The sequence below is a fragment of the Streptomyces sp. NPDC002698 genome (assembly GCF_042888945.1).
GTDB lineage: Bacteria > Actinomycetota > Actinomycetes > Streptomycetales > Streptomycetaceae > Streptomyces.
The window spans coordinates 171,297-197,468 of the sequence record NZ_JBIAQM010000006.1; the positions used below are offsets into that span (position 1 = coordinate 171,297).

General features: G+C 68.9%; 20 protein-coding genes, 1 tRNA gene and 1 pseudogene. 14 read left to right on the top strand and 8 right to left on the bottom strand.

The window, feature by feature from the left end:
- Positions 1 to 164 precede the first annotated feature (164 nt).
- Entirely contained in the window at positions 165 to 2,444 is a 2,280-nt protein-coding gene (locus ACFYW9_RS11700) for a transglycosylase domain-containing protein (protein WP_389147930.1), read from the top strand.
- 137 nt (positions 2,445 to 2,581) lie between these two features.
- Here the strand turns inward: ACFYW9_RS11700 and ACFYW9_RS11705 are convergent, their stop codons facing one another.
- Entirely contained in the window at positions 2,582 to 3,046 is a 465-nt protein-coding gene (locus ACFYW9_RS11705) for a GatB/YqeY domain-containing protein (protein ID WP_389147933.1), read from the bottom strand.
- A gap of 173 nt (positions 3,047 to 3,219) precedes the next feature.
- On the opposite strand from ACFYW9_RS11705, the gene ACFYW9_RS11710 reads away from it, so the two are divergent.
- The 3 genes from ACFYW9_RS11710 to ACFYW9_RS11720 all read left to right on the top strand — a co-directional run bounded on the left by ACFYW9_RS11710 (position 3,220) and on the right by ACFYW9_RS11720 (position 5,465).
- Positions 3,220 to 4,146, top strand: a complete 927-nt coding sequence (locus ACFYW9_RS11710) for a metallophosphoesterase (RefSeq protein ID WP_328450058.1) — start codon at positions 3,220 to 3,222, stop codon at positions 4,144 to 4,146.
- Between the two features lie 428 nt (positions 4,147 to 4,574).
- Positions 4,575 to 5,363: a Pr6Pr family membrane protein gene (locus tag ACFYW9_RS11715; RefSeq protein WP_389147937.1), complete on the top strand. Its 789-nt coding sequence runs from the start codon at positions 4,575 to 4,577 to the stop codon at positions 5,361 to 5,363.
- 28 nt (positions 5,364 to 5,391) lie between these two features.
- Positions 5,392 to 5,465, top strand: a tRNA-Pro gene (locus ACFYW9_RS11720).
- Positions 5,466 to 6,075: 610 nt separating this feature from the next.
- Here the strand turns inward: ACFYW9_RS11720 and ACFYW9_RS11725 are convergent.
- Positions 6,076 to 7,141: pseudogene (locus ACFYW9_RS11725) on the bottom strand (IS110 family transposase).
- Positions 7,142 to 7,526: 385 nt separating this feature from the next.
- On the opposite strand from ACFYW9_RS11725, the gene ACFYW9_RS11730 reads away from it, so the two are divergent.
- The 3 genes from ACFYW9_RS11730 to ACFYW9_RS11740 all read left to right on the top strand — a co-directional run bounded on the left by ACFYW9_RS11730 (position 7,527) and on the right by ACFYW9_RS11740 (position 10,240).
- Positions 7,527 to 8,036, top strand: a complete 510-nt coding sequence (locus ACFYW9_RS11730) for a hypothetical protein (protein WP_389147940.1) — start codon at positions 7,527 to 7,529, stop codon at positions 8,034 to 8,036.
- A 228-nt stretch (positions 8,037 to 8,264) separates the two neighbouring features.
- Positions 8,265 to 8,792, top strand: a complete 528-nt coding sequence (locus ACFYW9_RS11735; protein WP_389147943.1) for a GNAT family N-acetyltransferase — start codon at positions 8,265 to 8,267, stop codon at positions 8,790 to 8,792.
- A gap of 869 nt (positions 8,793 to 9,661) precedes the next feature.
- Positions 9,662 to 10,240: a hypothetical protein gene (locus tag ACFYW9_RS11740; RefSeq protein ID WP_389147946.1), complete on the top strand. Its 579-nt coding sequence runs from the start codon at positions 9,662 to 9,664 to the stop codon at positions 10,238 to 10,240.
- 446 nt (positions 10,241 to 10,686) lie between these two features.
- On the opposite strand, the gene ACFYW9_RS11745 is transcribed toward ACFYW9_RS11740, so the two are convergent.
- Complete coding sequence (locus ACFYW9_RS11745; RefSeq protein WP_389147949.1) at positions 10,687 to 10,992, bottom strand: hypothetical protein; 306 nt, start codon at positions 10,990 to 10,992, stop codon at positions 10,687 to 10,689.
- A gap of 358 nt (positions 10,993 to 11,350) precedes the next feature.
- Positions 11,351 to 11,665 (bottom strand): hypothetical protein, encoded by a 315-nt coding sequence (locus tag ACFYW9_RS11750; protein WP_389147952.1) that lies wholly within the window; start codon positions 11,663 to 11,665, stop codon positions 11,351 to 11,353.
- Positions 11,666 to 11,912: 247 nt separating this feature from the next.
- Between ACFYW9_RS11750 and ACFYW9_RS11755 the strand changes: the two genes are divergently transcribed.
- The 3 genes from ACFYW9_RS11755 to ACFYW9_RS11765 all read left to right on the top strand — a co-directional run bounded on the left by ACFYW9_RS11755 (position 11,913) and on the right by ACFYW9_RS11765 (position 15,761).
- Positions 11,913 to 12,110 (top strand): hypothetical protein, encoded by a 198-nt coding sequence (locus tag ACFYW9_RS11755; protein WP_389147955.1) that lies wholly within the window; start codon positions 11,913 to 11,915, stop codon positions 12,108 to 12,110.
- Between the two features lie 427 nt (positions 12,111 to 12,537).
- Entirely contained in the window at positions 12,538 to 12,963 is a 426-nt protein-coding gene (locus ACFYW9_RS11760) for a hypothetical protein (RefSeq protein ID WP_389147958.1), read from the top strand.
- A complete protein-coding gene (locus tag ACFYW9_RS11765) occupies positions 12,960 to 15,761 on the top strand; it encodes a tetratricopeptide repeat protein (RefSeq protein WP_389147961.1) in 2,802 nt (933 codons plus the stop codon). Before ACFYW9_RS11760 ends, ACFYW9_RS11765 begins: the two co-directional genes overlap by 4 nt.
- 307 nt (positions 15,762 to 16,068) lie before the next feature.
- Here ACFYW9_RS11765 and ACFYW9_RS11770 read toward each other — a convergent pair whose 3' ends face one another.
- Entirely contained in the window at positions 16,069 to 16,635 is a 567-nt protein-coding gene (locus ACFYW9_RS11770; RefSeq protein ID WP_389147964.1) for a hypothetical protein, read from the bottom strand.
- A 198-nt stretch (positions 16,636 to 16,833) separates the two neighbouring features.
- Here ACFYW9_RS11770 and ACFYW9_RS11775 point away from each other — a divergent pair, with 198 nt between their 5' ends.
- Positions 16,834 to 17,052, top strand: a complete 219-nt coding sequence (locus ACFYW9_RS11775) for a hypothetical protein (protein ID WP_389147967.1) — start codon at positions 16,834 to 16,836, stop codon at positions 17,050 to 17,052.
- Between the two features lie 289 nt (positions 17,053 to 17,341).
- Positions 17,342 to 17,944, top strand: a complete 603-nt coding sequence (locus tag ACFYW9_RS11780; RefSeq protein ID WP_389147970.1) for a hypothetical protein — start codon at positions 17,342 to 17,344, stop codon at positions 17,942 to 17,944.
- A 157-nt stretch (positions 17,945 to 18,101) separates the two neighbouring features.
- Here the strand turns inward: ACFYW9_RS11780 and ACFYW9_RS11785 are convergent, their stop codons facing one another.
- Together ACFYW9_RS11785 and ACFYW9_RS11790 are read right to left on the bottom strand one after the other, a co-directional pair.
- Positions 18,102 to 18,785 carry a response regulator gene (locus ACFYW9_RS11785; protein WP_389147973.1) on the bottom strand — a complete coding sequence of 228 codons (684 nt, stop codon included), beginning with the start codon at positions 18,783 to 18,785 and terminating at the stop codon, positions 18,102 to 18,104.
- A gap of 12 nt (positions 18,786 to 18,797) precedes the next feature.
- Positions 18,798 to 20,864 (bottom strand): MMPL family transporter, encoded by a 2,067-nt coding sequence (locus tag ACFYW9_RS11790; RefSeq protein WP_389147976.1) that lies wholly within the window; start codon positions 20,862 to 20,864, stop codon positions 18,798 to 18,800.
- Between the two features lie 581 nt (positions 20,865 to 21,445).
- Between ACFYW9_RS11790 and ACFYW9_RS11795 the strand changes: the two genes are divergently transcribed.
- Positions 21,446 to 23,398, top strand: a complete 1,953-nt coding sequence (locus tag ACFYW9_RS11795; RefSeq protein ID WP_389148326.1) for an NAD-binding protein — start codon at positions 21,446 to 21,448, stop codon at positions 23,396 to 23,398.
- Between the two features lie 333 nt (positions 23,399 to 23,731).
- On the opposite strand, the gene ACFYW9_RS11800 is transcribed toward ACFYW9_RS11795, so the two are convergent.
- A complete protein-coding gene (locus ACFYW9_RS11800; RefSeq protein WP_389147979.1) occupies positions 23,732 to 25,561 on the bottom strand; it encodes a prolyl oligopeptidase family serine peptidase in 1,830 nt (609 codons plus the stop codon).
- A 208-nt stretch (positions 25,562 to 25,769) separates the two neighbouring features.
- Between ACFYW9_RS11800 and ACFYW9_RS11805 the strand changes: the two genes are divergently transcribed.
- Entirely contained in the window at positions 25,770 to 26,144 is a 375-nt protein-coding gene (locus ACFYW9_RS11805; RefSeq protein WP_389147982.1) for a nuclear transport factor 2 family protein, read from the top strand.
- The last annotated feature ends 28 nt before the right edge of the window (positions 26,145 to 26,172 follow it).

A 26,172-nucleotide genomic window follows, 5' to 3' on the forward strand; every position in this document is an offset into this window, starting at 1 on the left:
ACACAAGGTTGATTCGGACACGCGCTCCACAAGAACGCGGAACCTCCGGAACGATTCGGGGTCGCCGGACGTATTGATACGTGGCCGCACTGCTGTGACAGTTGAGAGCAGCTTAGGCCAAGGCATATACGCGTGTCCGGCGAATGAGAACGTAGGCTGCCCTCATGCCAAAGAAGCGCTCGGGCGGTGGTCTGTCCTCTACGCAGCAGGCCGCCAAGTTCCTCGGTGTCAGCGTGCTCGCGGGCGCCGTCATGGCCGGAATCGCGCTGCCCGCCGCGGGCGCGCTCGGCCTGGCGGCCAAGGGCTCGGTCCAGGGGTTCGACGACATTCCGGACAATCTGAAGAGTCCGTCGCTGAGTCAGCGGACCACGATCCTGGACAGCAAGGGCGGGCAGATCGCGACGGTCTACTCGCGCGACCGCACAGTGCTCGACCTCAAGAACATCTCGCCCTACATGCAGAAGGCGATCGTCGCGATCGAGGACTCGCGCTTCTACCAGCACGGCGCGATCGACCTGAAGGGCATCCTCCGCGCGGTCAACCAGAACGCGCAGAACGGCGGGGTGGCCCAGGGTGCCTCCACCCTGACCCAGCAGCTGGTGAAGAACTACTTCGTCGAGGAGGCCGGCGACGACCCGACGAAGGTCGCCCAGGCCACCCAGCAGACCATCGGCCGCAAGATCCGCGAGCTCAAGTACGCGATCCAGCTGGAAGAGAAGCTGGGCAAGAAGAAGATCCTCGAGAACTACCTGAACATCACGTTCTTCGGGGAGCAGGCGTACGGCGTCGAGGCCGCCTCCCAGCGCTACTTCTCCAAGCCCGCCAAGAAACTGAACCTCCAGGAGTCCGCGCTGCTCGCGGGCATCGTCCAGTCGCCGAGCCGGTACGACCCGGTGAACGACGAGGAGGAGGCCCTCAAGCGCCGCAACACCGTGCTGCAGCGCATGGCCGAGGTGCACGACATCTCCCAGGAGCAGGCCGACACAGCCAAGGCGACCAAGCTCGGGCTGCACGTCAGCCGGCCGAAGAACGGCTGCATCACGGCCGTCAAGGGCGCCGGCTTCTTCTGCAAGTACGTGGAGAAGGTCTTCCTGAGCGACCCGGTCTTCGGCAAGACCAGGGAGGACCGGGCGAAGGTCTGGAACCAGGGCGGCCTGACGATCCGTACGACGCTCGACCCGCAGTCCCAGGCGTCGATCCAGGCGTCGCTGAAGGACCACGTCTACAAGTCCGACAAGGTCGCGGCGGCGGCCACCGTGGTCGAGCCCGGCACCGGGAAGATCCTCGGGATGGGCCAGTCGAAGCCGTTCGGCACCGGAACGAACGAGACCGAGTACAACTACTCGGTCAACTACGACATGGGCGGCTCGAACTACGGCTTCCCGACCGGTTCGACGTTCAAGCCGTTCGTGGCCGCGGCCGCGCTGGAGCAGGGCCGGCCGGCGACGCAGGAGTACTCCTCGCCGTACTCGATGCCCTACCCCAGCCCGGTGCAGACCTGCGGCAGCAAGCCGTGGACGAACCAGGGGAACGAGAAGGTCCCGAACGAGAGCGAGTCCGAGCATGGCCCGTATCAGCTGAAGGAGGCGATGGCCAAATCGGTCAACACCTACTTCGTGCAGATGATCTCCGACATCGGCCTGTGCCCGGTCATGAACCAGATCGAGAAGCTCGGCGTGGTCCAGGGCAACGGCGACAAGCTCCCCCAGGTGCCCTCCATCGCCCTGGGCTCCAAGGGCATCTCACCGCTCACCATGGCCACGGCCTACGCCGCCTTCGCCTCCCGCGGCATGTACTGCACCCCGGTCGCCATCGAGTCGATCAGCCAGCAGATCGGCGGCCGTGAGAAGTCCCTGGACGTGCCCAAGTCGACCTGCTCGCGGGCCATGTCCGAGACGACCGCGGACACCGTCAACAGCCTGCTGAGCGGCGTGATCGACTCCGGTACGGGCCAGCAGGCCGGTCTCACCGACCGCGCCAACGCCGGCAAGACCGGTACCACCGACGAGCGCAAGAACGCCTGGTTCGTCGGCTACACGCCGAACCTGTCCGGCGCCGTCTGGGTCGGCAGCGCCACCCAGCAGGTCCAGATGAGGGGCATCAAGATCGGCGGCGTCTGGCACGACAAGGTGTACGGCGGTCAGGTCCCCGGCCCGATCTGGCGGGACCTGATGACGGGCGCTCTCACGGGCAAGGACGCCCCGTCCTTCAACCTGGTCAACATTCCCGACCCCGACAGGGACAAGGACAAGGGCCAGGACGACGACAACCGCGGCCGCGGCCGGCACGGTGGCAACGGCAACGGCAACACCACCAACGGCAGCACCATCAGCGGCCAGAGCGACGGCGGAGTGGTGTTCCCGACGCCTTCCTTCTCCTTCCCCGACGGATGGATCCAGGGCAACACGAACAGCGGCAACGGAGGCGACGGCGGCCAACGCTGACCCGTACGCCGGGAGCAGACGCGCGAACGCCCCGTGGGCCAGGAATCGACCTGGCCCACGGGGCGTTCGGCGTCAAGCGCTTCGGGTGTCGCGCGGCGGGCGCGACCGGACCCGTACAGGCCCCATCGGCGATGGCGTCAGCCCGCGAGCAGCTGCTTCACGACGGCGGCGACGCGGCCGCCCTCGGCCTGCCCGGCCACCTTCGGGTTCACGATCTTCATGACGGCGCCCATCGCGCGCGGGCCCTCGGCACCGGCCGCCTTGGCCTCCTCGACGGCCTGGGCGACGATCTGCCGAAGCTCCTCGTCGGAAAGCTGCTTGGGCAGGTACACGGCGAGGATCTCGCCCTCCGCCCGCTCGCGCTCGGCCGACTCGGAGCGCCCGCCCTGCGTGAAGGCTTCGGCGGCCTCACGGCGCTTCTTCGCCTCGCGGGCGATCACCTTCTGCACTTCGTCGTCGGAGAGTTCGCGCTTGGTCTTGCCCGCGACCTCCTCATTGGTGATCGCGGAGAGGGTCAGCCGGATCGTCGAGGAGCGGAGCTCGTCGCGCCCCTTGATCGCGGCGTTGAGGTCTTCCTGCAACTTCGACTTGAGCGTGGTCATGCCGTCAAGTGTCGCAGGTGCGGTGACGCGGACGCCCGTTGATTTCGCGGCGCCGCCCCGACCGGGGACCGGCGGCCGGTCCGGAACCGCCTTCTCCCGCTGTCCCGGACGGGGTTGCCGGGGCTGTCCACAGGCGGTCAAGAGCGCTCACCGGAGTCTGACACGATGGGAGTATGCGCGCGCGATACGGAGTACCCCTGGGAATCACGGCGGTGGGCGCCGCCGGTCTGCTGTACTCGGCGGGGTTCGAGGCCCGTTCCTTCCGCCTGCGGCGGGTGACCGTTCCGGTCCTGCCGCCGGGTATGCGGCCGTTGCGCATTCTTCAGGTCTCGGACATCCACATGGTGAGCGGACAGCGCAAGAAGCAGCGCTGGCTGCGCTCCCTGGCCGGACTGCGCCCCGACTTCGTGATCAACACCGGGGACAACCTCTCGGACCCGGAGGGCGTGCCCGAGGTGCTGGACGCGCTCGGTCCCCTGATGGAGCTCCCCGGCGCCTACGTCTTCGGTTCGAACGACTACTACGGCCCCACACTCCGCAACCCCGCCCGCTACTTGTTCGAGAAGGCGGCGGGCCGTCACGGGCTGAACGGCAACAAGCCGGTCGTGGGCGCCGTCCACAACCCGTGGGAGGACCTGCGCGACGGTTTCGACACCGCGGGCTGGCTGAACCTGACGAACACGCGGGGGACGCTGAAGATAGAGGGCACGGAGATCGAGCTGACCGGCCTCGACGACCCGCACATCAAGCGCGACCGCTACGCCCGCGTGGCCGGCGGCCCGTCCGCGTCCGCCGACTTCTCGATGGGCGTCGTGCACGCCCCGTACCTGCGCAGCCTGGACGCCTTCACGGCCGACGGCTACCCCCTGATCCTGGCCGGCCACACCCACGGCGGCCAGATCTGCCTCCCCTTCTACGGCGCCTTCGTCACCAACTGCGACCTGGACACGGACCGCGTCAAGGGCCTCTCCAGGCATACGGCGGAGGGCCGGACCTCGTACATGCACGTCTCGGCGGGCTGCGGCGCGAGCCGCTACACACCGGTCCGCTTCGCCTGCCCGCCGGAGGCGTCACTGCTGACGCTGGTGGAGCGGGCGTAGGGGTTCCGGGGGCCCAGGGGCGAAGGCGGTCGCGGGCTGCAGCCAGGGTCGGCGGCCGGTGCCCTGGTCGGGGTCGGGGTCGGGGGCGCACCATGGCCGGCCCAGCGCCGCCCGGTCACGTCATGGCCGGGCGGCCCGGAACGGGGATGAATTCCGCCGGGCCGGGCGAACCCGTGAAGACACCCGCTCGACGGCCACAGACCGAAGACGCCACAGAGTCCCGCCGACACGAACCGTCACCGCGGGGCGCCGCGGACGGCGCCGACGTCGGTGTGGCGACGCCACCGGGCGACATCACCACAGGACGTAGGACGTCACCGCAGGGCGCCGTCACCGCAGGACGTCACCGAACGGCCGCGTAACCCACACGGTCGACCCATATCGCCCAAATGCCCCGATCCGCTTAGCGTGAGGGCATGATCACCCCTATGCCCAGGGACATACCCGATCTCCCCGCGATACCGGGCATCCTCCCGTCGACCCGCTCCTTCGTCCCCGCGACGGCGGTGGTGGCTCCCTCCCGCCGCCCGGCCGCGGCGGCCTACCGCGTCCTGGTGGCCATCGCGGCGATGACAGGCGTGGCCATCGAGATGAAGCTGGGCTCCCCGGCCCGGGTGCTGAGCTACTTCACGATCCAGACCAATCTGCTCGTCGCCGTGGTCTTCGCGGCATCCGCCCGCCGGGCCTGGTCGGCACGCAGGCCCCTGCCCGGGGTGCTGACCGGCGGCACATTGATCTACGTCTCGATCACGGGCCTGGTCTACCACCTCATCCTGGCGAACCAGTCGACCCCGTTCTCCATGACGGGAGGCAACGACACGCTCTCCGGCTGGCACGCGGTCGCCAATCAGCTCCTCCACACGGTCACGCCGATCGCCGTGGTCCTCGACTGGCTGCTGCTGACCCGCCCGACCCCGCTGGCGCTGCGCAACGCGGCGACGTGGCTGATCTACCCCCTCGCCTACCTGGCCTTCTGCCTCGCCCGCGGCACGATGCTGACGCCCGGAACCCCGGCGCGCTACCTCTACCCCTTCGTCGACGTGGACCGGCACGGCTACGGGGGCGTCCTCGGCAACACCGCCATCCTCGGCGTCGCCTTCTACGCCCTGGCCCTCCTCATCGTCGTCCTCGACCACGTGCGCCCCGACCCGGTCCGACGCCGCCTCCGGCGCCCAGAAAACCGGATTTCGTCTCAGGCCAACGGTGGGCTAAAGTAAACGACGTCGCCGCGAGAGCAGCGACAATCGGGGTGTAGCGCAGCTTGGCAGCGCGCTTCGTTCGGGACGAAGAGGTCGTGGGTTCAAATCCCGCCACCCCGACAGCTAAAACACCAGGTCAGGGCCGGTTTTCCTTCACGGGGAACCGGCCCTGACTCGTTCTCCAGGGCTTCTGGGGAGTAAACGGGGAGTGGATCAAGAAATTCCACTCCCGGGGCTTCACTCCTGGCGCGCTCTCAGCAAGCCATCGAGAGCGCGCACCGGTGACCGTCGGTGCATGGCGGACCGTGCCGCCAACGACTCCTCCCACTGCTCAGTCAGTTCTCCCTGAGCCGATTGGGACTGCCGCACGATCACGACGTGATTCAAACTTTCTTCACTGGTTCAAGCCCCGGCTGCGCTCCGCTCCGCCGGGCGCGCTCCCGGCTCCGCTGCGGGCGCCGCTCCTGCCTTCGGCCCGCTCCGCCCGCGCTGCGCCGACGCGCGCCCACAGGTGGATAGGGCCGTTGGCCATGAGTCGAGCACCGCAGGAACGCGGCAACGGCCAGAACCTGCCTCCGGCGGGGGCGCTCAGACTCCGAGATGGAGGGGGCGCCGTTCGCGAGTGCCGGCCGAGTGTGGCGTGCGCGGAGTGCTCCCATCCCGTCCGCCGTCGACCCAGGCAGAGCCGAGCAGTCGCGGCCCAGGGCGTCAAGGAAGCTCCTATAGGGCGTCAAGTGGCCTGTGGGAGGTGCAGTTGTGGAATGTTCGTGCTGGCCAGATGCTTGTAGACCTCTCGTGCGATGAAGCGTTTGAGGCAGCGGAAGATGTCCTTCTTGGACATGCCTTCGGCGGTGCGTCGCGCGGCGTAGAGCCGGGTGCGGGAGTCGTAGCGCATGCGCACGAGGGCGATCGTGTGGAGGGCATGGTTGGCCTGGCGGTCGCCGCCACGGTTGAGGCGGTGGCGGTTGGTCCGTCCGGAACTGGCGGAGACGGGGGCTGCCCCGCACAGGTGGGCGAAGGCGGCTTCGGACTTCAGCCGGTCGGGATTGTCGCCTGCTGTGATCAGGAGTTGGGCGGCTGTCTCGGTGCCCACGCCGATCAGATCCATCAGCCCGGGAGCTGCCTGCGCGACCAGGGGGGCGAGTTCGGCGTCGGCCTCGGCTATCTCCTGGGTGAGGTGCTGGTAGCGGCGGGGCCAGACGCCGTAAGGCGGTTCGGACTGCGCAGGTCGGGTCGGCGAGGTCCGTGCCGGGGCGGGAGCGGGCCAGTTGCTCGATCAGCTGGTAGGTGGGCAGGCTGCGCAGGCGTTCCCGGACCTCGGCGGGGGCGGAGACGATGAGCGTGCGGATCTGGTTGATCGTCTGGGTGCGGGACTTGACGGCCGAGCGGCGGACCACCCGCAGGGACCGGATGGCCTCCACGATGCCGTCGCGGGTCTTGGGCCGGCCGTGGGCGCGGCCGGACAGCACGGCGGTCGCGGCGGCATAGGCATCGACGGGGTCGGACTTGCCGTTGGCCCGCCGGGCCTTGCGGTCGGGGCGGTCGACATCGACCACGGTCACCTCGCTCGCCCGGAGGAACCGGGCGAGTTCGCAGCCGAAGGCGCCGGTTCCCTCGACCCCGACGGCGAGCACGTCGCCGTGCATGCGCATCCATTCCAGCAGGCGGCAATAGCCGTCGGGGGTGGTGGGGAACGGAGCGGTGGCCAGGTGTCGGCCGATGCTGTCGATCACCGCTGCCTGGTGGAAGTCGGTATGGGTGTCCACCCCGCCGACCACCGCGATCTGGTCCGTCATGCCGGTACCTGCCGTCCTTCCGTGCGGTACGCGAGAGATCGCACGGGCCGGTCGGGCGCCAGGACAAGACTGTGACGGGACCTTTGGCCGGGCTCCTATGAGGTCACAGACGCCCGGCCGGCCGCGCGCAGAGCGGCACCGCCCGGCCGGCCGACAATTCCTTGAAAGGACAGCCCGAAGCGTCAATCGTTCGGTGGGTCAGGCCGCCGAGCGATGCCACGACCAATCCTCACAGTCGTTCGTCCGGCAGGGCGCTCCACCTTGACGCCCTGAACCACGCCCGCTCCACGGTGTGTGGGCCGACGGCAGACGGGATGGGAGCCGGGGTGAGTGGTGGGTCGGGGAGGTATGTACGGTCTCCGCAGACGATCAGGGGAGGGACCAGATGTCGAGTGATCTCCAGTTCAGTTGGATTCTGACCGGATCAGGTTGGGCAACATGCCAGATCACTGATGGTGAGTCGGAGCACAAGAGCAGTCCGAGCTACTGCACCAACGCCCTTGCTGATCTACTCACTGGCGTTGCAGGGCTGTATGGCCCCACCGCTACTCAGACGTTCTCGTTCGACCTGGAGCCCGCAGAAGTGAGGTGGGTCCTCAGCCGCCGTGAGGCAGCCGTCGAGATCGATATCTACCGGTTCCCCGACATGTACAAGAGCTTCGATCTGCCGGACGCTGACGGCACCCTTCTGTGGAGCTCAAAGCAGTCGCGCACCGCCTTCAGCCACGTGGTCACGGAAGCGGCGCAAGATGTTCTACGGCTGCACGGCGAAGACGGGTACCGGAAGAAGTGGGTAGAGCACCCCTTCCCCTTCTCTGAGCTACGAGAGCTCCGTCGTCTGCACCTGGAGCGAGACGCTTGCGATCTCACACACGAGTTGCAGGCTTCAGACTGAGCCGTGCCCCTTGCGTGCCCGATAGACCGGGAAACCACGGGGAACATCGGGCAGCCGCGGGCACCTGACACGACGAAGGCCCCCGACCGATGTTCCTGGTCAGGGGCCTTCGACCTGCGCGGTGGGTGTGGGATTTGAACCCACGGTGACTCGCGCCACGACGGTTTTCAAGACCGTGAGCAAGAGACGGTAGTGGGCGCCTGTGTGGGCCCGTGCGAGTATCGCGACGTGAATGATCTGCACTTCCGCCTCGCCGAGGACGCCGACCTTGCCACGCTGGTTCGTTTGCGCGATGACGCTGCCCACTGGATGCTCGCTCACGGCATCACCGGCCAGTGGCAGCCGGGTCAGTTGGGTGAGGAGCATTTCCGCTGGGCCATGACGAGTGGTGAGGTCTGGATCGCCGAGGCCGACGGCCGCGTGGCCGGGGCCTGGGAGCTGTGGTGGGAAGACGAGGACGCTTGGGGACCGCAGCCGCCCGTGGCTGGCTACGTGCATCGGCTGATGGTGGACCGCAACAGTGCTCAGCCGGGAACGGGGCGGCTCCTGCTGCGTGCTGCGGAGCGCCGCGTTGCTGCGGCGGGCAGAGGAGCTGTGCGCCTGGACTGCCTGGCCGACAATGCGCGTCTGAACGCCTACTACCTGGATGCTGGCTACCGGATCGTTGGCCGCAAGGCAGGCAAACCGCAGCCGGTCGGCGCGCCCAAGTCATTCACCCTCCTCGAGAAACCAGTGCCGACAACCGTCAACAGCTGAGTCGCAGGGCGCAGCGCTGATCTGCCATGCGGTCACAAGTCAAAGGCTTGACTTCGGCTGACATCAGCCGCTGACACCAACAGGCACGAACATGAGCGGTCGACGCTGGATCTCATCGGACGATCGAGCGAGACGCGGAGGCGGTTGGTCGGCGCTGTCAGGGCCCTGTGATTGACCTGATAAAGATGAGGCCAGACCTCAAAAATTGCGATGTAACCTACGGCCGGGGGAGAACATCGAAGGCGGGGGTTCAATGCGGAGAGCAGTAATCGTGTCTAAGGCCGTGCTCACGGTGATAGGCACATGGCTTGCCCTCGTGGTAGCGATCGCCCTTCCAGCCCTGCTTCCGGAGCGGTGGGAGTACTACATGATCTCCCCTGCCAGCGTGGGCCTGTGGATGCTTTCAATGCTCGTAGGGCCCGTCGCAGTCTGCTGGAAACTGCGCTCCTGGATACGGACGGTCCCCGGTGATCCGCAGCGGCTGGACATCTGACTGGCCAGTCCACGGCCCCATGCCGTGCCAAGGATGGAAACCCACAGGTCAGACCTGAACTACCCCACCTCGCTCCTAAAGCGGTGGCCAGCCAGCAGGCAGGTGGCTGTACAGCAGCGAAGTACCGCAACCATCACGGCCAGCCCCGACTGCCATCGGCCGTAGGCGACCGTCTGGCGTGCCTCGCAGGCCTCAGTGACCACCGTGCCCATAGTTCGCATCGAGGGGCCGCGGGGCGTGCCACTTCCGTGCCAAAACGCGCTACGGCTGCACCACTGCTCGATACGTGTTGGTATGTAGGGGTAGGCCCGCCCCGCGCATGGTCGTGCCGGTAGTCAGGTCTTGATCCGGTCACTCATCCGCGGAGGAGGCGCACATGACCTCCGACCCCGACCCCGACCCGGTCGCGGAATCTGGGCAAGAATCGGTGGTCATCGCCAGCTTCGATGCACACCGTGACGCCGAACGCATGCTGGCATCGCTCGGGCGAGGCTTTCGCAAGAAGGCCCGCAAGGGCGGAACGACTGCTGTCGTCATCGGCGCCAACACCGACGGATCACTGAAGCTGACACGGGCTCGCGTGATGACAGCCAATGACCTCACTTACACCCTGATGTCCCTCTCGCTCGCATGGACGATCGGCCTCATGGGACTCCGGTCGATGTTCCAAGGGGCCAAGAGCGAGGCCCACGCCGCACACGTGCGTCAAGGACACCTACGGGCAGATGCACACCATGCCCACGAGATCCTCGCCGAAGCCGGCCCACACGCGGCCATCGCGCTGGTCCGTTGTGAGGACCAGGACACGCGGCAGATGGTCGTCGCAGGCGCCGCCGACCGTGCAAGGCGAAGCTGGGACGGCTCGCTCACAGATTTGCTCGTTGCCCTCGATCCCGGACCCACTCACGACTGGGTACGCGCCGCCCTCGGTGAGCCCACCAGCACGAACCGCTGAGGCTTGGCCCGCCACCAACCCGAGGCCCGTTCTTGCAGCGGGGTGTCAAACCCGATGCTCCTCCCCCTGCCAGGGCGAAATTTCAGGTCCACGGCTCCGGCGGTGACGAAGCGCGCCAAGAGCGATCTATCTCTCAAAGCAGGCCCCTGGCATCAAGGGGCTTCATCCGTCATCGTGTTGAGCACCCGCCGGGCCGTCTCTGGGCCGTCCGAGGGTGCTCAACGACGACCAACGCTGACAACCGTCGACGGCTAAGCCGCAGGTCGCAGCGTTGGGCGATTGCAGGGGTGCAGGTCAGAGACCCGGCCCCGCACTTCTTCGGCTACTGAGGTACGCGAGGGTCACTTTGCTGGCCCCGCTCGGGGCGCAAGGCAGTGCTTCCAAGCCGTGTGCCGGCTATCGCCGTCCCGCCGGTGCCCGCGACTCGGAGGGCCTGACGCCGCGCGCTAGTGAGGGGCGGCGAGGGCGTGGAACTTGAGCGCCCCGATCCCCAGGACGATGATCTGCACCGCACTGGGGATGCGCCATCGAAGGGCCAGAAGACCCCCGCCCGTGACCACGGCGCCGACGGCCAGGCACCAGGTAGTCCGGCGGGCGAACATCTGCGCCTCGACTGCATCGCTCCCGTCGTCGGACCATCCCGCGAATCCATAGCCGAACAGCAGTCCGACGATGACGACGATGTCGCTGACGAGCAGTGCCGTGCCTATCACCACCTGTCGGCCGGTTGACGGCTCCTTCCCGCGCTTCATACCCACCCCGCTCTGTTCGCGGTCGCCGATTTGCCGATTGTCTGCGGCCCAGCAGGCCGAGCCAGCACATGCCACGCATGAGTACACATACTCAGAAGTGCCGACGTAGTCAGCCAGTTGCCTGCGGTTAACAGTCCTTTGTTGACCTTGGTGCTCTTGCGCAGCCGTATCACAATCGGCATGACCGTCAGAAACCAATCTGTAGAGCTACGGATCAGAAGGTGTCTGACATCCATGGCTGACATCAACGACGCCGGACGAGGGCGTACGCCAGCGACTCCGTACAGCCGTCACGTCAGGCGAAAGCAGCGACCAAAGGGAGTTCGGAGCGAACTTACAAGGCGGATGTCCAGCTCACTCACTGGTTCCATACCTGCTGGAACTCTTCGGCCGGGATGGTTTCCAGCGGATCCTCTTCGGGGTCGAGCGCCTGGTCTGTCAGGAAGCCGTGCTCGTCCTCCAGCTGCTCCCAGCTGTACCGGTGGAGTCGACCGGCCGGAGTCAGCTCGGCCTGCTTGATGGCGATCAATTCGCCGCGGTCGGGTACGGCCTCGAAGTACCACAAGCCGCCCTCCTCGTCGGCATGGCGGAAGTGGTGCCGGAGGGCGGCCCCCTCATCAAGAGATCGGAAGTACGCCACGCTCGCTGCTTTGATGCGCTCCAGGTCAACCACAGGATCATCGTGCCAGCGAGCGCGTGCGGTTGCACCGTTCTGACATCCACAGGCGACATCAACGACCCCGGACGCCAACATCCCCAGGCGGTCCTACACGGCTGGCATGACCGGGTGACTTCCCGACAGTTCCGAGCAGCGATCGAACTCCTAATGCGGTGCCCCCGGAGCTGGCGCCATGGGTGCAGGACGCTGCAAGTCGGCGGCTCTGGAAAGCCCCTTCGAGCTCTGCTCGTATCGTGCATGCATGCGCAATGAGCGGCACGACGAGCCACTGTCCAAAGCGGAGTTGGAGTTGTTCCTCCAGTATCTGCACCGGTTCGCCAATCACGATGTGGATCAGTTTGCCGATCTGCAGGTGGGCGATCCTGAGCAGCCCGTCTATGTGAGCTTCTCCAGGTCACCCGGGGAGGGATTCGACCCCGAGGTCTACCGGCGACCGTAGCGAACCGCGGACCCTGTCGAATGCGTGTCGAGGGTCAGCCAATGGAGCGTCAGGGCGGGGGAGCGGTGCAGGTCAGAGGGGGTGCCTCGCGCGACGCGGCAGGCGCCTTCTAAGTGCCGGGTCACTCGGAACGTGCCACAGTCGTGCCACATCGGGCGGTCAACCACGGTCAACGACGGTTCACCACAGTCGAGATGCACGAGTGAGCTGGGCTGTTGCTAGAGCCCGTGTGACCTGGGCGCGAGAGCTACCTCGTCCATCCGCCCTTACAAGGCCGCGGTCGACGAGTCTCGGTCAGCCATGCTCGGGTCGGTGACCGGCGACGGGTTCGGGGTAGCCGCCTTAGACGATTCGGGCTTTTTGACCTCAACCGCAGAACGTCGCTCTAGGCTGAGTTCGTTCGGAGCCACGCAGGGTTGGGGATCAAGTGGATGCTGAGATCGTGCAGTTGGTTGGGCAGGCGGGACCGGCCGTGACGGCGGCGGTGGGGGCATACGGGGTAGCGGTGCTGACCCGTGCGCAGGATGCTGCGGCCGATGCCACGGTCAGCCTCGGGCAACGGATTCTTCAACTGGTCTGGCGGCACCGGGACGAAGCGGGCCAGGCGGAGCTGGAACGGGTGGTGGGTGAGGCCGCCGACGAGCAGGACGACGCGTACTCCACGGCCGTGCTGAGCCGACTCCTCAGGCAGGCATTGCAGAACGACCCCGCCCTTCGGGAGGAACTGGCCGCCGTACTGCCCGCTCTCGCGCCAGGCACGGTCAATGTCACGGCCTCCGGTGAGCGGTCGATCGCCGCTCAGCACATCGGTACTGCCATCACGGGTGATGGTCACACCGCGCCGCAGCCGTGAGTACGGACAGGGATCGGTCTCGGCTGGGAATCGAGGCGGCCGGACCGAGGTCGATCGCCGCCGAGCAGATCGGTAACGCCTTCACAGGCGATGTACTGCCGGCCGAGGCACTGCACGCACCGAGCAAGGTCACGGCGGCCCCAGGCACCTCCAATCTTCCCCCCATCGCCCTCTGCCTGGGGCGGGAGGAAGAACTGGACTGGCTACGGCGCACCCTGACCAGCCGACACGAGAGTGCGATCACCCAGAGCGGGACCGTGCACGGTCTCGGCGGGATCGGCAAGAGCACGCTCGCCCTGCACTACGCCCACCGACACCGTGGCGACTACGCCCTGATCTGGTGGATCAACGCCGCGTCTTCCGACGAGATCGAGACCTCCCTCACCGGCCTCACCCACACCCTGGTCCCCGGCTGGTCCGCCACCGCAGGGCGAAGAGCGCAGGTGGCGTGGGCGATGCAGTGGCTCGCCTGGCATCCAGGCTGGCTGCTGGTCTACGACAACGTGGAGAACCCCGACGATCTCGTCCCGTACACCGGTGCACTCCACCGAGGCCATCACCTCGCCACCAGCCGACGCACCACCGGCTGGCCCGACAGCGCCCCCACTCTGACCCTGGGCAACCTCGACCCCGACGACGCCACCACCCTGCTGTGCCGGCTCGTGTTCAAGGAGAGCCCCACGCCCCGGGAGCAGACCGAAGCCCGGTCCCTTGCCGTCGAGCTGGGGTACTTCCCACTGGCGATCAAGCAGGCCGGCGCCTATCTGGCCCAGAACCGCGGCATCAGCCTGGACTCCTACCGCCGTCGGCTGAACACCAAACTTGCCAAGACCGCCCACGGCACCGATACCGAACGCACCCTCGCCCGCATCTGGGACGTCACCCTCCACACGCTGGAGGAGGCCGATCCGCTGGCCGTGGAGGTGCTGTACACCGCTGCCTGGCTGGCACCCGACGACATCCCCCACAGCCTGTTCACCCCGCCCGGCACCGACCCGGACGACATCGCCGAAGCCGTCGGAACCCTTGCCGCCTACAGCATGGTCACCGACACCGGCACCACTTTGAGCGTCCACCGCCTGGTCCAGGCAGTCCTACGCGCCCCGCAGAGCACCGACGGCACTCAGCCGCCCCGGCACCTGCAAGGACGCGATCGTGCCGAACAGGCGGTACTCCGCAGCCTGACCCCGCCAGCAGGCCACGACACCCCTACCGAAGGGCAGTGGGACACCCTCACCCCCCACCTCGTCACCCTCGCCGCCACCAGACCACCCGAACAGCACAACACCCCGCTCACCAGCGCATACGAGACTGTTGGCCATCGGCTCCACCAGCAAGGCCACACGGCCCGCGCCATTCCCCTGTACGAGGCCGCCCTCGCCCAACGGGAGCAAGTCCTGGGCGACACCCACCCCAACACCCTGCAAAGCCGCAACAACCTCGCCAGCGCCTACTACGCCGCCGGGGATCTGGGACGCGCCATCCCCCTGCTGGAGGCCGTCCTCGCCCAGTGCGAGCAGGTCCTGGGCGACACCCACCCCGACACCCTCACCAGCCGCAACAACCTCGCTGGCGCCTACCGGGCGGCGGGGGACCTGGAGCGGGCCATCCCCCTGCACAAGGCCGTCCTCGCCCAGTGCGAGCAGGTCCTGGGCGACACCCACCCCGACACCCTCACCAGCCGCAACAACCTCGCCAACACCTACCGGGCGGCGGGGGACCTGGAGCGGGCCATCCCCCTGCACGAGGCCGTCCTCGCCCAGTGCGAGCAGGTCCTGGGCGACACCCACCCCCACACCCTGGCCGGCCGCAGCAACCTCGCTGGCGCCTACGAGGCGGCGGGGAATCTGGGACGGGCCATCCCCCTGCACGAGGCCACCCTCGCCCAGTGCGAGCAAGTCCTGGGCGACACCCACCCCCACACCCTCACCAGCCGCAACAACCTCGCTGGCGCCTACCAGTCGGCGGGGGACCTGGAGCGGGCCATCCCCCTGCACGAAGCCACCCTCGCCCAACGGGAGCAAGTCCTGGGCGACACCCACCCCCACACCCTCACCAGCCGCAACAACCTCGCCAGCACTTACGAGTCGGCGGGGGACCTGGAGCGGGCCATCCCCCTGCACGAAGCCACCCTCGCCCAACGGGAGCAAGTCCTGGGCGACACTCACCCCGACACCCTGCAAAGCCGCAACAACCTAGCCGGTGCCTACCGGGCGTCTGGGGACCTGAAACGGGCCATCTTCCTGTACGAGGCCGTCCTCGCCCAGTGCGAGCAAGTCCTGGGCGACACCCACCCCCACACCCTCACCAGCCGCAACAACCTCGCCAGCACTTACGAGTCGGCGGGGGACCTGGAGCGGGCCATCCCCCTGCACGAAGCCACCCTCGCCCAACGGGAGCAAGTCCTGGGCGACACCCACCCCGACACCCTCACCAGCCGCAACAACCTCGCCAGCACTTACGAGTCGGCGGGGGACCTGGAGCGGGCCATCCCCCTGCACGAAGCCGTCCTCGCCCAGTGCGAGCAAGTCCTAGGCGACACCCACCCCGACACCCTCACCAGCCGCAACAACCTCGCTTACGCCTACCAGTCGGTGGGGGACCTGAGACGGGCCATCTTCCTGTACGAGGCCCTCCTCGCCCAGTGCGAGCAAGTCCTAGGCGACACCCACCCCCGCACCCTCACCAGCCGCAACAACCTCGCTGGTGCCCGTCAAAAACTCGAAGCCGTACAGCACGGAAGTACAGCAACCTCAGTGCCCGAGGATGCACCTCAAAACCCATCCACGGCTGATTGAGCAGCTCGAGAACCATCGATGACCGTCCCGCCGAGAGTTCGGGACGAAGAGGTAGTGGGTTCAAATCCCGCCACCCCGACAGCTGGATAGCAGTTCAGAGGGCTCTTACCGGATCGGTAAGGGCCCTCTGGCGTTGCCGTGTGTCCAACTGCGTGACCATCGATTCCTGAGTGTCTACGGCCCTCGTTGGTCGGTGCCGAAGATGCCGGCCGTGGCCCAGGCGGGTGGGATGTCCTCGGCTCCGTCCGGGCCGTCGAGAAGGCCGACGGTCTGACGCCGCGTGGTCCTTGACGTCCTACGCAGGCGGTCAGCCTTCCGGCTGGTCGAAGGTCTCCACTGCCGAGCGGAAGGTGTCCTGTTCCGGCATGGCGGGGTTGATGAGGACGACGAAGTCGGAGAGAGCGGTCTCGGACGGAGTGCCGTCCTCGTCGACGCTGCCCGGTTCGTCCTCCCACGCGATCAAGTGGATCACTACCGAATAGCGGCCGGCGGGCAGATCGCACTGGACGGTACCGGGCCACACCTCGGCACCCACCGCCTCGACGCCGCTGAGCCACACCTGCCCCGACGAATGGAGAAGGTAGGCGTCCGAGGTAACCAGGCGGTGCCTGCTCTCCCGCTCCGTGAGCCGCGCGAGCAGGCCGACTTCCCCGGTGCGGACCAGCACCCCGAAGGCACCGTCGCTTCGGATGTTGATGGGCACGAGGGCACCGATACGGATGTGCCGTTCAACGTCCTCGTCCTCACCGAGCTGCGGATCCCAGGTGTCGTAATCGACGATGCCGGTGAAGCGTCGGGGGTCCCACAGAGCCAGCATTCCGGCATCGGTCGCCACCGTGGAGACAGTTTCGACGGTGCGCGGGGAAGCGGTCATCCAGGAATCCTGCCATGCGCCTCGACCATGACAGACCTCGCTGTCCCCGGCGCACGCACGTACAAAACTGCCGATCATCGTTGACACCCGGGCCTCCGCTCACCACGGAGATCCGCATGTCAAAGTCCAACCCCGTCCCCACAGGACCGACCGATCGAGCAGACCTGCAAAATGGGCGCGACCTGGAAGGGGAACGCAATGAGTGCGTGGAGCAGAGCGGTATACGACCTCGGGTTCGGGATGGCCCTGATGCTGGTGGCGCTCAATGCGGGCGGCGCCGCTGAGCGACTTCACCGCGGTGTGGCGAATCATCCGAGGGTCGGCGCCGTCCTCACGCCCGTGGTACTGAGGGCCACGAGTGCGGTCCTCGGAGTGATCGGGATAGCGATCGGCACCGTCCGCCTGGTGCACGCCTGAAACGATGGGCCTGATGCGGGTTCGGGTGCATGCGGTCCTGCCGTAGGCCGCTGCCACACGCGCGGCAGCGGCTTACGGCAGGACCGTAGACCGAGTGACCGGACGGGGAGGGGATGGTGTCAGAAGTCTGGTCTAGGTTTGGCCCGTGACCCACAGTCGTTCCCGTGCCGGGGCGCCCCGCGAGACTGACCTGCCGCCCTATCAGGTTGTCCTGGCGGATACCGACTGGGGTTCGCTCCCGACGGCTTTCGGGTCCGGTGAGGACGTTCCCGGGGTTCTGGTACGGCTGTTGGAGCCTGATCCCAAGGTCCAGGTCACCGCCTTGTGGGAGCTGGGTGAGCTGGTCGGCCATCAGAACACCGTTTACGAAGCCACCGCCCCCGCCGTCATGTACGTCGCCGGCATCCTCACCCACCCGGCGGCTCTGACCCGTCGGCCCTATCGCGACGTCCCCATCCGCGCGACGTTGTTGGGCTGGCTGGCTTCCACGCTTCACGACGCCTCCGACGAGATCGTCGCCCGCAACGAGGAGTACTGTCCGGGCTTCCTCACCCGCTGCACCACCGTGGCGGCCTTCCGGGACCTGCGCCCGACGCTCTATCGGGCCGTCGCGCCCTTCCTGCATGACAGCCACGAGGACGTGCGCGAAGCCGCCGTCGTCGCCGCGCTCCTCCTCGCCGAACACCCCGCGCTCGCCGGGCACCGTGCTCACCTCGCCGTGCACGCGCGCCGCGTACTGGACGCCGGAAGCGACGAACCCGACCGCCGCGTCGCGTGGAGGGCCCTCAAGGCATGGGGCCACGATCCGCCCGGCCCGGAGCCTCTTTCGGAGGAAGCCGAGGACCGGGGACCGCACAGCGATGGTCGCGGCGACCTCGAACCTCCCTTCTGACCGATACGCGCACGGCACACCTGCGGACCATTGCAGCGGGTGAGGGACACACCGGCCCGAGGTCGCGCGTGTCACATCCGTGCCGGAACGCTGGTCGTCTGGATCATCGGTGTTCCCTGCCGGCACGGCAGCGGCTTCCTGTGCTTCCCGGTGAGAGTCAGGGAGCGGCGGGTGGCCCGGATTGCACGAGCCCCGACTGGTAGGCGGCGACGACGAGTTGTGCCCGGTCGCGGGCGTGGAGTTTGGTCATGGCGCGTTGGATGTGGGTGCGGATGGTCAATGGGCTGAGGCAGAGCGTGTCGGCGATGTCCGTGTTGGACATGCCGCGCGCGGCCATGATCATCACTTCTCGTTCGCGTGCGGTGCGGGAGCTGAGCTGTTCCGGCAACCCCGTGCCGGCGGCCGGCTCGGGTGTGACCAGAAAGCGGCTGACGAGCATCTTGGTGGCGGCCGGGGACAGGAGCGCGTCGCCGTCCGCGACGGTGCGGATCGCGTCGAGAAGGGCGTCCGCCGTGACGTCTTTGCCGAGGAAACCGCTCGCTCCGGCGCGCAGCGCGCGGGCGACGTACTCGTCGGTCTCGAACGTGGTGAGGATGAGGATGCGGACGTCCGAGAGGGCGGGGTCGGCGCAGATGGCGGTCGTGGCGGCCAGGCCGTCGGTGCCGGGCATGCGGATGTCCATGACCACGATGTCGGGGTGGAGTGTCCCGGCGAGGGTGACGGCCTCCGCGCCGTCGGACGCCTCCCCGACGACTTCCAGGTCGTCGGCGGAGTTGATCAGGATGCGGAAGGTGTCCCTGAGAAGGGCGTGGTCGTCGGCGAGGAGCACTCGGATGGTCATGGGGTTCCCGGATCAGAAGTGGAGAGGGAGTTCGGCGAGGGCGAGACCGAAGCCGATCATCTTGATCATCGATTCCCCGGCGGTGACGAAGCCGGAGAACACGCTCATCATGATCAGTGCCGCCGCGGCGACGACGCGGGAGCTGTGGCCGAATCCGGTGACCATCGCGTGGCCCGGGGTCTGTCCGTGGACGTAGGCCTCCCGCATGCGGGACACGAGGAAGACCTGGTAGTCCGTGGCCAGGCCGAAGACGATGCCGACGAGGAAGATCGGCATCATGCTCATGATCGGGCCGGTCTGCTCGACGCCGAGGAGGTCCGCGGCCCAGCCCCACTGGAACACCGCGACGACCGCGCCCAGCGAGGCCAGGACGGACAGCAGGAACCCGACGGCCGCCTTGACGGGCACCAGGACGGAGCGGAAGACGACGAGCAGGAGCAGGAAGGCGAGCCCGACCACGACGGTCAGATAGGGGATCAGCGCGCTCTGCATCTTCTGCGCGACATCGATGTTGGCCGCCGTCGTCCCGGTGACCTGGAACGTCGCGTCCGTCGCCGCTTCCAGCCCCGGGCGCTCGCTTCGGATGGTGTGGACGAGATTCTTCGTCTCCTCGCTGGTGGGCGAGGTGGACGGCGTGGCGGAGATGATCGCGGTGTCCCCGGCCTGGTTGAAGCGCGGCTCGGACACGGAGACGACGCCGTCCGTCGAAGCGATCTTCTTCGCGACGGTGTCCACCGCTCCCACCGCGTCGGGGGCGTCCTGGGCATCGACCACGATGGTCAGCGGGCCGTTGAAGCCGGGACCGAAACCGTCCGCGAGGGCGTCGTAGGCACGTCGTTCGGTGGTGGAGGTGGGCTTGGCCTCGTCGCCGGACATGCCCAGCTGGAGGTCGGCCACCGGCAGGGCGAGTGCTCCGAGTCCGATGACGGACAGCAGGAGGACCGGCAGCGGGCGGCACAGCACGAAGCGGGCCCACCTCGATTCCCTGGCGCCGGCCGCCGCGCCGGTGGCGGTCGCGAGGTGCTGCTCGTCGGCGTCGCCGGTCTTGCGGTTCCGGCGGCGCAGGCGTCGGGGCAGGACCGCGTTCGGCCAGAACCCGAGCAGCGCCGGAACCAGCGTCAGCGCGATGACCACGGACAACAGGACCGCTCCGGCGGCCGCCAGCCCCATCTTGGTCAGCATGGGGACGCCGACGACCGAGAGTCCCGCGAGTGCGACGACGACGGTGAGCCCGGCGAAGACGACGGCGGAACCGGCCGTACCGACGGCCCGGCCGACTGCTTCCTGCGGGGCGTGTCCCTTGCCCCGCTCCTCCCTGTAGCGGGAGACGATGAACATCGCGTAGTCGATGCCGACCGCGAGGCCCAGCATGGTGGCCAGGGTTCCCGTCGAGGACGACAGGCCGAAGGTACTGCTCAGGGCCGTGATGGCGAGCATGCTGGTGGCCACGCCGATGATGGCGGTCAGCAAGGGCAGCCCGGCCGCGGCCATGGATCCGAAGGTCACCAGAAGGACGAGCGCGGCCACCAGCACACCCGCCGCCTCGCCCACACCGCCGGCCTCCGTCTGCGCGGCCACGGCGTTGCCGCCGGTCTCGACGGTGAGACCGGCCTGCCTCGCGTCGTTCAGCGCCTGCTGGAGCTCGCTCTTGCTGCCGTCGGAGATGTCTTTGGCCGTCACCTTGTAGGTGACGGTCGCGTAGGCGGTGCTGCCGTCCTTGCTGACCGCGTTCGCCCGGAACGGATTCACCGCGCTCGCGACCTGGCCGCCGTCGGTGACATCGGTGACCGTCTTCTCGATGGCCTCGCGGTTGTCGGCGGCCGTGACCTTCTGCCCGTCCGGCGCGACGAACACGATGCGTGCGCTCGCCCCGTCCGCCGCGGTTCCGGGGAAGCGCTGGTCGATGAGGTCGAAGGCCTTCCGGGATTCGATTCCGGGCATCGATGACGAGTCGTCGGAGCCGGCGGCGGCGGTGAGGCCCTTGAAGCCGACGACGGCCACGACGGCCACCCACAGCAACAGGACCCAGCGGCGCTTCCGGAAGGCCGTCCGGCCCAGCCGGTAGAGGAAGGACGCCATGACAGAAGGTCTCCACATCTGGTCTCGGGAATCTTCCACAAGACTCCAGGACCAGCGCTGTTCCGTCGTCGTGCAGCTACGGGCGATCCGTCCTACTGCACACGCACTACTCCGGTCCGCCGGATCCCTGCCGGAGAAGGACCGACGCCTCTGGAAACGCGCGTGCCGCACTACTTCGTTGCTCTCCGTGCCCGGCCGGCGGCGGGTGGCCCGGGCGCTCGTAGAGGCCTACCGGACGCTTTCCTCCGACGCCCCGGTCCCCCGAGCCGGGGCGGCCGCCGTCAGGCCAAAGGCCAAGCCCCCGCCCAAGTCGCTTCGGAGCCTCAGCGTGTGAAGGTGAGCGCGAGAGGGTGCCACCCATGCGTCCGGCGTGTGAAAACCCGTGTCCGCGTGTGGCACGTGAGCGAAGGGCAAGTCATGCTGCGGGAAACCGCGGCACAGGGGCCCCTTCGTCCCTTCCGGGAGGGCGGCGGCCCTTGTCGCCGGGTCTCCTCGCTGGAACCACCCGTATCCGTACGGCAGTCTTCTCCTTCGTGGGGAATCTTCCGTCTCAGAGCGCGTCGAGCGACGCCGCCGAACACATGGTGGTGGCCGGGGACGACGCCCTGGCCCAGCGGCTGGCCGCCGAGTTGCGTGGGGTGTACGGCGAGCGGGTGACCCTTGTGGTGCCGCCCGCGCAGGGCGGCGTACGGCTGCCGGTCGTCGGGCGGGCGCGGGCCACCGCCCTGCTCGACCGGGTGTCCGCGGCGGTCAACCGGGCTTCCGGCAACGGGAACGGGGGAGCGGCAGGGGCAGGGGCCGGGGGAGGAACCGGCGCGGGCGACGAGCCGCGCGGAACCGAGCGGGTCGTGGAGGTCGCCGAACTCACCGAGCTCACGCTCGCCCACGCGGGTGTCGATCGGGCCACCGCGCTCGCCCTCGTGTACGACGACGACGAGACCAACATCCGTGCCGCCCTCACCGCCCGGCGGCTCAACCCCCGGATCCGGCTGGTTCTGCGGCTCTACAACCGGCGTCTCGGGCAGCACATCGAAGCCCTCCTCGACCAGGCCTCGGCCCTGGCCGCCGGAGGAGCCCCGGGGGCGGACGCCTCCCCGACGGGCGGGAACACCGAGGTCTACGACACCTCCACCACCGTGCTGTCCGACGCCGACACGGCCGCGCCCGCCCTCGCCGCGACCGCCGTGACCGGTACCAGCAAGGTCGTCCAGACCGACGGGCTGATGCTGCGCGCGGTGGAGCGGCCGCCGCCCGGTCCGGGCGAGGTCGCCGATCCGGGTCTGTGCACACTGGCGTTGCTCTCCGCCACGACCAACGACCCCGCCGGCGCCGACGGTTCCGAGAGCAGTGGCACGCAGGGACCCCAACTCCTGCCCGACGAAAGGGCGGTGGCCGCAGCCACCGGGCGCGGCACCGTCGTCCTGGAGAACGTGTCGTACTCCGGCCCCGAACTGAACCCCGGACGAGGGGTCGTCCCGTGGTTCGGCTCGCTGCTGTCCCGGAGGCTGCGCTGGTCGTTCGCGGGGCTCGTCTCGTGTGTGGTCGGACTCGCCGTGGCCTCGATGCTGGTCACCAAGGAGCCCCCGCTCCAGGCGACCTATCTGACGCTGCTCGATCTCTTCGCCATCAACGATCCGGCCATCGGGCAGTCGCTCGGGCGGCAGATCCTCCAACTCTGCTCGGGGCTGGTCGGGTTGCTGCTCCTGCCGGTGCTGCTCGCCGCCGTGCTCGAGGCGCTCGGCACCTTCCGCGGCGGGACCGCCCTGCGGAAGCCGCCCCGCGGGCTGTCCGGACATGTGGTGCTGCTCGGGGTCGGCAAGATCGGTACGCGGGTGCTGGCGCGGCTGCGTGAGCTGCGCATCCCCGTGGTGTGCGTGGAGGCCGATCCGGAGGCCCGGGGGCTCGCGCTGGCACGGAGTCTGCGCGTGCCCGTGGTGCTGGGGGACGTCACGCAGGAAGGGGTGCTGGAGGCCGCCAAGATCCACCGTGCGCACGCGCTGCTCGCGTTGACCAGCGCGGACACCATGAACCTGGAGGCCGCGCTCTCCGCCCGCACCCTGAACCCCGACCTGCGCGTCGTGCTTCGGCTGTACGACGACGACTTCGCGACCGCGGTCTACCGCACCCTCCGGGCCGCGCATCCCGGCGCGCTCACCCGGAGCCGCAGCGTGTCCCACCTGGCCGCGCCCGCGTTCGCGGGGGCGATGCTGGGGAGACAGATCCTCGGGGCGATTCCCGTCGAGCGGCGGGTGCTGCTGTTCGCCGCGGTGGACGTGGCCGGGCATCCGCAGCTGGAGGAGCGCACGGTGGGTGAGGCGTTCCGGGCGGGGGCCTGGCGCGTGCTCGCGCTGGACACGGCGACTCCCGAGGAGCGCCGGGCGGACCAGGCGTCCGGAGCGCGCGGTCCCCGGCTGGTGTGGGACCTGCCCTCCACCTATGTCCTGCGGCCCGAGGACCGCGTGGTCCTCGCCGCGACGCGGCGGGGCCTGGCGGAACTGCTCGGCCGACGGCCCCGGCAGCGCGCAGGGGCGTAGACGGGACGGAGGCCGGGCTGGGCCGGGCTGGGCTGGGCTGGGCTGGGCTGGGCTGGGCTGGGCTGCGCGGGCATACGGTCCGGGGGCACACACAGTCCAAGGGCGCGCGGTCCGCGGGCACGCAGCCCAAGGACACGCGTCCGCGAGCACAGAGTCCTCGAGCATGCGGTCAGCAGACGCCCCCGGGACAGCCGGCATCACCCCGGTCCCGGGACGGCCGGCACCACCCGGTCCCGGGACGGCCGGCACCACCCGGTCCCGGAGCACGACCGGCACCACCCCGGTCCCGGGGCCCTCTGTCAGAGCCCCGGGACCCCCGGCGGTGCGCCGGTGTCACCTGCCCAGGTGCCGCTCCGCGAAGTCCAGTTCCAGGCGGACCTGCTTGATGCGTTCGTCGACGACCAGGGAGCCGTGGCCCGCGTCGTAGCGGTAGACCTCGTGGACGGCTTCGCGGGCGGCGAGGCGGGTGACGTAGTTGTCGATCTGGCGGATGGGGCAGCGGGGGTCGTTGACACCGGCCGAGATGTACACGGGGACCTTGACCGCGTCGACGTAGGTCAGCGGGGAGGACGCCTCGAAGCGTTCGGGGACCTCCTCCGGGGTGCCGCCGAGGAGCGTGCGGTCCATGGCCTTCAGCGCCTCCATCTCGTCGTGGTACGCCGTGACGTAGTCGGCGACCGGGACGGCGGCGATGCCGAGGGCCCAGGCCTCGGGCTGGGTGCCGACGCCGAGGAGGGTGAGGTAGCCGCCCCAGGAACCGCCCGTGAGGATCAGCCGGCCGGGGTCGGCCAGGCCGGACGTGACCGCCCATTCGCGGACCGCCGCGATGTCCTCCAGCTCGATGAGGCCGACGCGGTGCTTGAGAGCGTCGGTCCACGCGCGGCCGTAGCCGGTGGAGCCGCGGTAGTTGACCCGGACCACCGCGTAGCCGTGGTCGACCCAGGCCGCCGGGCCCGCCGCGAACGAGTCGCTGTCGTGCCAGGTCGGACCGCCGTGGATCTCGAAGACGGTGGGCAGCGGGCCGGTGGTCCCGGCCGGCTTCTGGATCAGGGCGTGGATGCGGCCGCCGGGACCCTCGACCCAGACGTCCTCCACGGGGACGGATCCCGGGGACTTCTGGCCGGGCGGGTCCAGGACGGTCTCGCCGGTCGTCGAACGGACCGCCGAGGGCTCGGCCGCCGACGACCACAGGTACTCCACCGTGCCGTCCGGGCGGGCCGTCGCCCCCGACACCGTGCCGGGCGGGGTCGGGACCCGGGTCAGCTCACCGGCGGCGAGGTCGTAGCGCCACAGGTCGCTGCGCGCCTCGAAGCTGTGGGCGATGAGGAGGGCGGAGCCGTCCGGATACCACTCCGCCGCCACGTCACCGGGCAGGTCGAGGTTCAGGTCGGTCTGCTCGCCGGTGACCACGTCCCACACCAGGGGTTCCCAGCGGCCGCGCCTCTGGTGCCCGATGAGCAGCCGGCTGTCCCCGTCGACGGGGGCGAAGCCCAGCACCTCGAGGCCCAGCTCGACCGTGCCGCCCTCGGTGTCGTCGAGCTCGGCGACCGCCGAACCGTCCGGGCGCAGCACCCTGAGCGCCGAGTGCATCGCGTCGCCGTGCTCGGTGTGCTCGACGGCGATCAGCGAGCCGTCGTGCGAGAGGTCACCGACCCCGGCCGACTCGCGGTGCCGGTAGATCTCCACCGTGGCCTCACCGGCACGGGCCACATGGATCGTCGATCCGTCGTCGTCCGTCGAGCGGCCCACGACGGCCGTACGCCCGTCGCGGGCGATGGCCAGACCCGCCGGGTAGGAGGGGTCGAGGCCGGGAACCGCCGGCTCGTCGGCACCGCCCACGACCAGGGCGGCGCCGAACGGGCGGCGGCGCCAGATGCCGAACTCGTCGCCGTCCTTGTCGTCGAACCACCAGATCCACTCGCCGTCGGGCGAGAGCACCCCGTCCGTCGTGCCGTTCGCCCGGTGGGTGACCTGGCGCTGCTCCCCCGTCGCGCGGTCCCATGCGTACAGCTCGTACGTCCCCGTCGCGTTCGAGACGAACAGGGAACGGTGCGGGGCGTCCTCCGCCCAGTCCGGCAGCGACACCCGCGGTGCCCGGAAGCGCTTCTCCCAGTCGGGCATGTCGGCCTGCTGCGGCTCGATGGACCTGGTGCTCTCAGTCATGGCCCCATAGTGCCTGGCCCGGCCCGCCTCGCGCCGGAGAGGCACCCGGCCTGTGGACAACCTCGCGGCCCCCGCGTGCTCGGCAAGGCGCCGAACGGCACGCGGAGCCGCCCCGGCGCTCCGGGAAACGAGGTCGGGGCCGGTCGTTCCGCCGGGCCGTGTGCGCAGGTCAGGGCCGTTGTCAGTGGTGGGGTGCAGACTTTTTCGCATGACCGATCTACGCAAGGCCGTCGAGAGCTACTGGGCCGCCGCGGACGCCCGGGACTGGGAAGCGTTCACGGAACTGCTCGCCGAGGACGTCGTCTACACCCTGCCGCAGACACGGGAGCGGATCAGCGGCCGGGAGCGGTACGTCGAGTTCAACCGCGAGTATCCGGGCGACTGGCATGTTCAGATCGAGCGCGTCATAGCCGAAACCGGTCAGGCCGTCACCTGGACCCGCGTCACCGTGGGCCTGGAGGAGATGCACGCGATCACGTTCTTCACGGCGGACGCGTCGGGCCGTATCTCCACGGTGACCGATTTCTGGCCCGAGCCGTACGAGCCTCCGGCGGGCCGGGACCATCTTGCCGAGCGGTACTGAGCGGGCCCCACGGGCGAGTCCGGCTCGG

Excerpts from the sequence above, each read along its gene's own strand:
- ACFYW9_RS11700 (WP_389147930.1), top strand. The coding sequence starts at position 165 with ATGCCAAAGAAGCGCTCGGGCGGTGGTCTGTCCTCTACGCAGCAGGCC.
- ACFYW9_RS11775 (WP_389147967.1), top strand. The coding sequence starts at position 16,834 with ATGAGTGCGTGGAGCAGAGCGGTATACGACCTCGGGTTCGGGATGGCC.
- ACFYW9_RS11785 (WP_389147973.1), bottom strand. The coding sequence starts at position 18,785 with ATGACCATCCGAGTGCTCCTCGCCGACGACCACGCCCTTCTCAGGGAC.
- ACFYW9_RS11755 (WP_389147955.1), top strand. The coding sequence starts at position 11,913 with ATGCGCAATGAGCGGCACGACGAGCCACTGTCCAAAGCGGAGTTGGAG.
- ACFYW9_RS11770 (WP_389147964.1), bottom strand. The coding sequence starts at position 16,635 with ATGACCGCTTCCCCGCGCACCGTCGAAACTGTCTCCACGGTGGCGACC.
- ACFYW9_RS11805 (WP_389147982.1), top strand. The coding sequence starts at position 25,770 with ATGACCGATCTACGCAAGGCCGTCGAGAGCTACTGGGCCGCCGCGGAC.
- ACFYW9_RS11710 (WP_328450058.1), top strand. The coding sequence starts at position 3,220 with ATGCGCGCGCGATACGGAGTACCCCTGGGAATCACGGCGGTGGGCGCC.
- ACFYW9_RS11730 (WP_389147940.1), top strand. The coding sequence starts at position 7,527 with ATGTCGAGTGATCTCCAGTTCAGTTGGATTCTGACCGGATCAGGTTGG.
- ACFYW9_RS11795 (WP_389148326.1), top strand. The coding sequence starts at position 21,446 with ATGGTGGTGGCCGGGGACGACGCCCTGGCCCAGCGGCTGGCCGCCGAG.
- ACFYW9_RS11745 (WP_389147949.1), bottom strand. The coding sequence starts at position 10,992 with ATGAAGCGCGGGAAGGAGCCGTCAACCGGCCGACAGGTGGTGATAGGC.
- ACFYW9_RS11715 (WP_389147937.1), top strand. The coding sequence starts at position 4,575 with ATGCCCAGGGACATACCCGATCTCCCCGCGATACCGGGCATCCTCCCG.
- ACFYW9_RS11790 (WP_389147976.1), bottom strand. The coding sequence starts at position 20,864 with ATGGCGTCCTTCCTCTACCGGCTGGGCCGGACGGCCTTCCGGAAGCGC.
- ACFYW9_RS11705 (WP_389147933.1), bottom strand. The coding sequence starts at position 3,046 with ATGACCACGCTCAAGTCGAAGTTGCAGGAAGACCTCAACGCCGCGATC.
- ACFYW9_RS11800 (WP_389147979.1), bottom strand. The coding sequence starts at position 25,561 with ATGACTGAGAGCACCAGGTCCATCGAGCCGCAGCAGGCCGACATGCCC.
- ACFYW9_RS11740 (WP_389147946.1), top strand. The coding sequence starts at position 9,662 with ATGACCTCCGACCCCGACCCCGACCCGGTCGCGGAATCTGGGCAAGAA.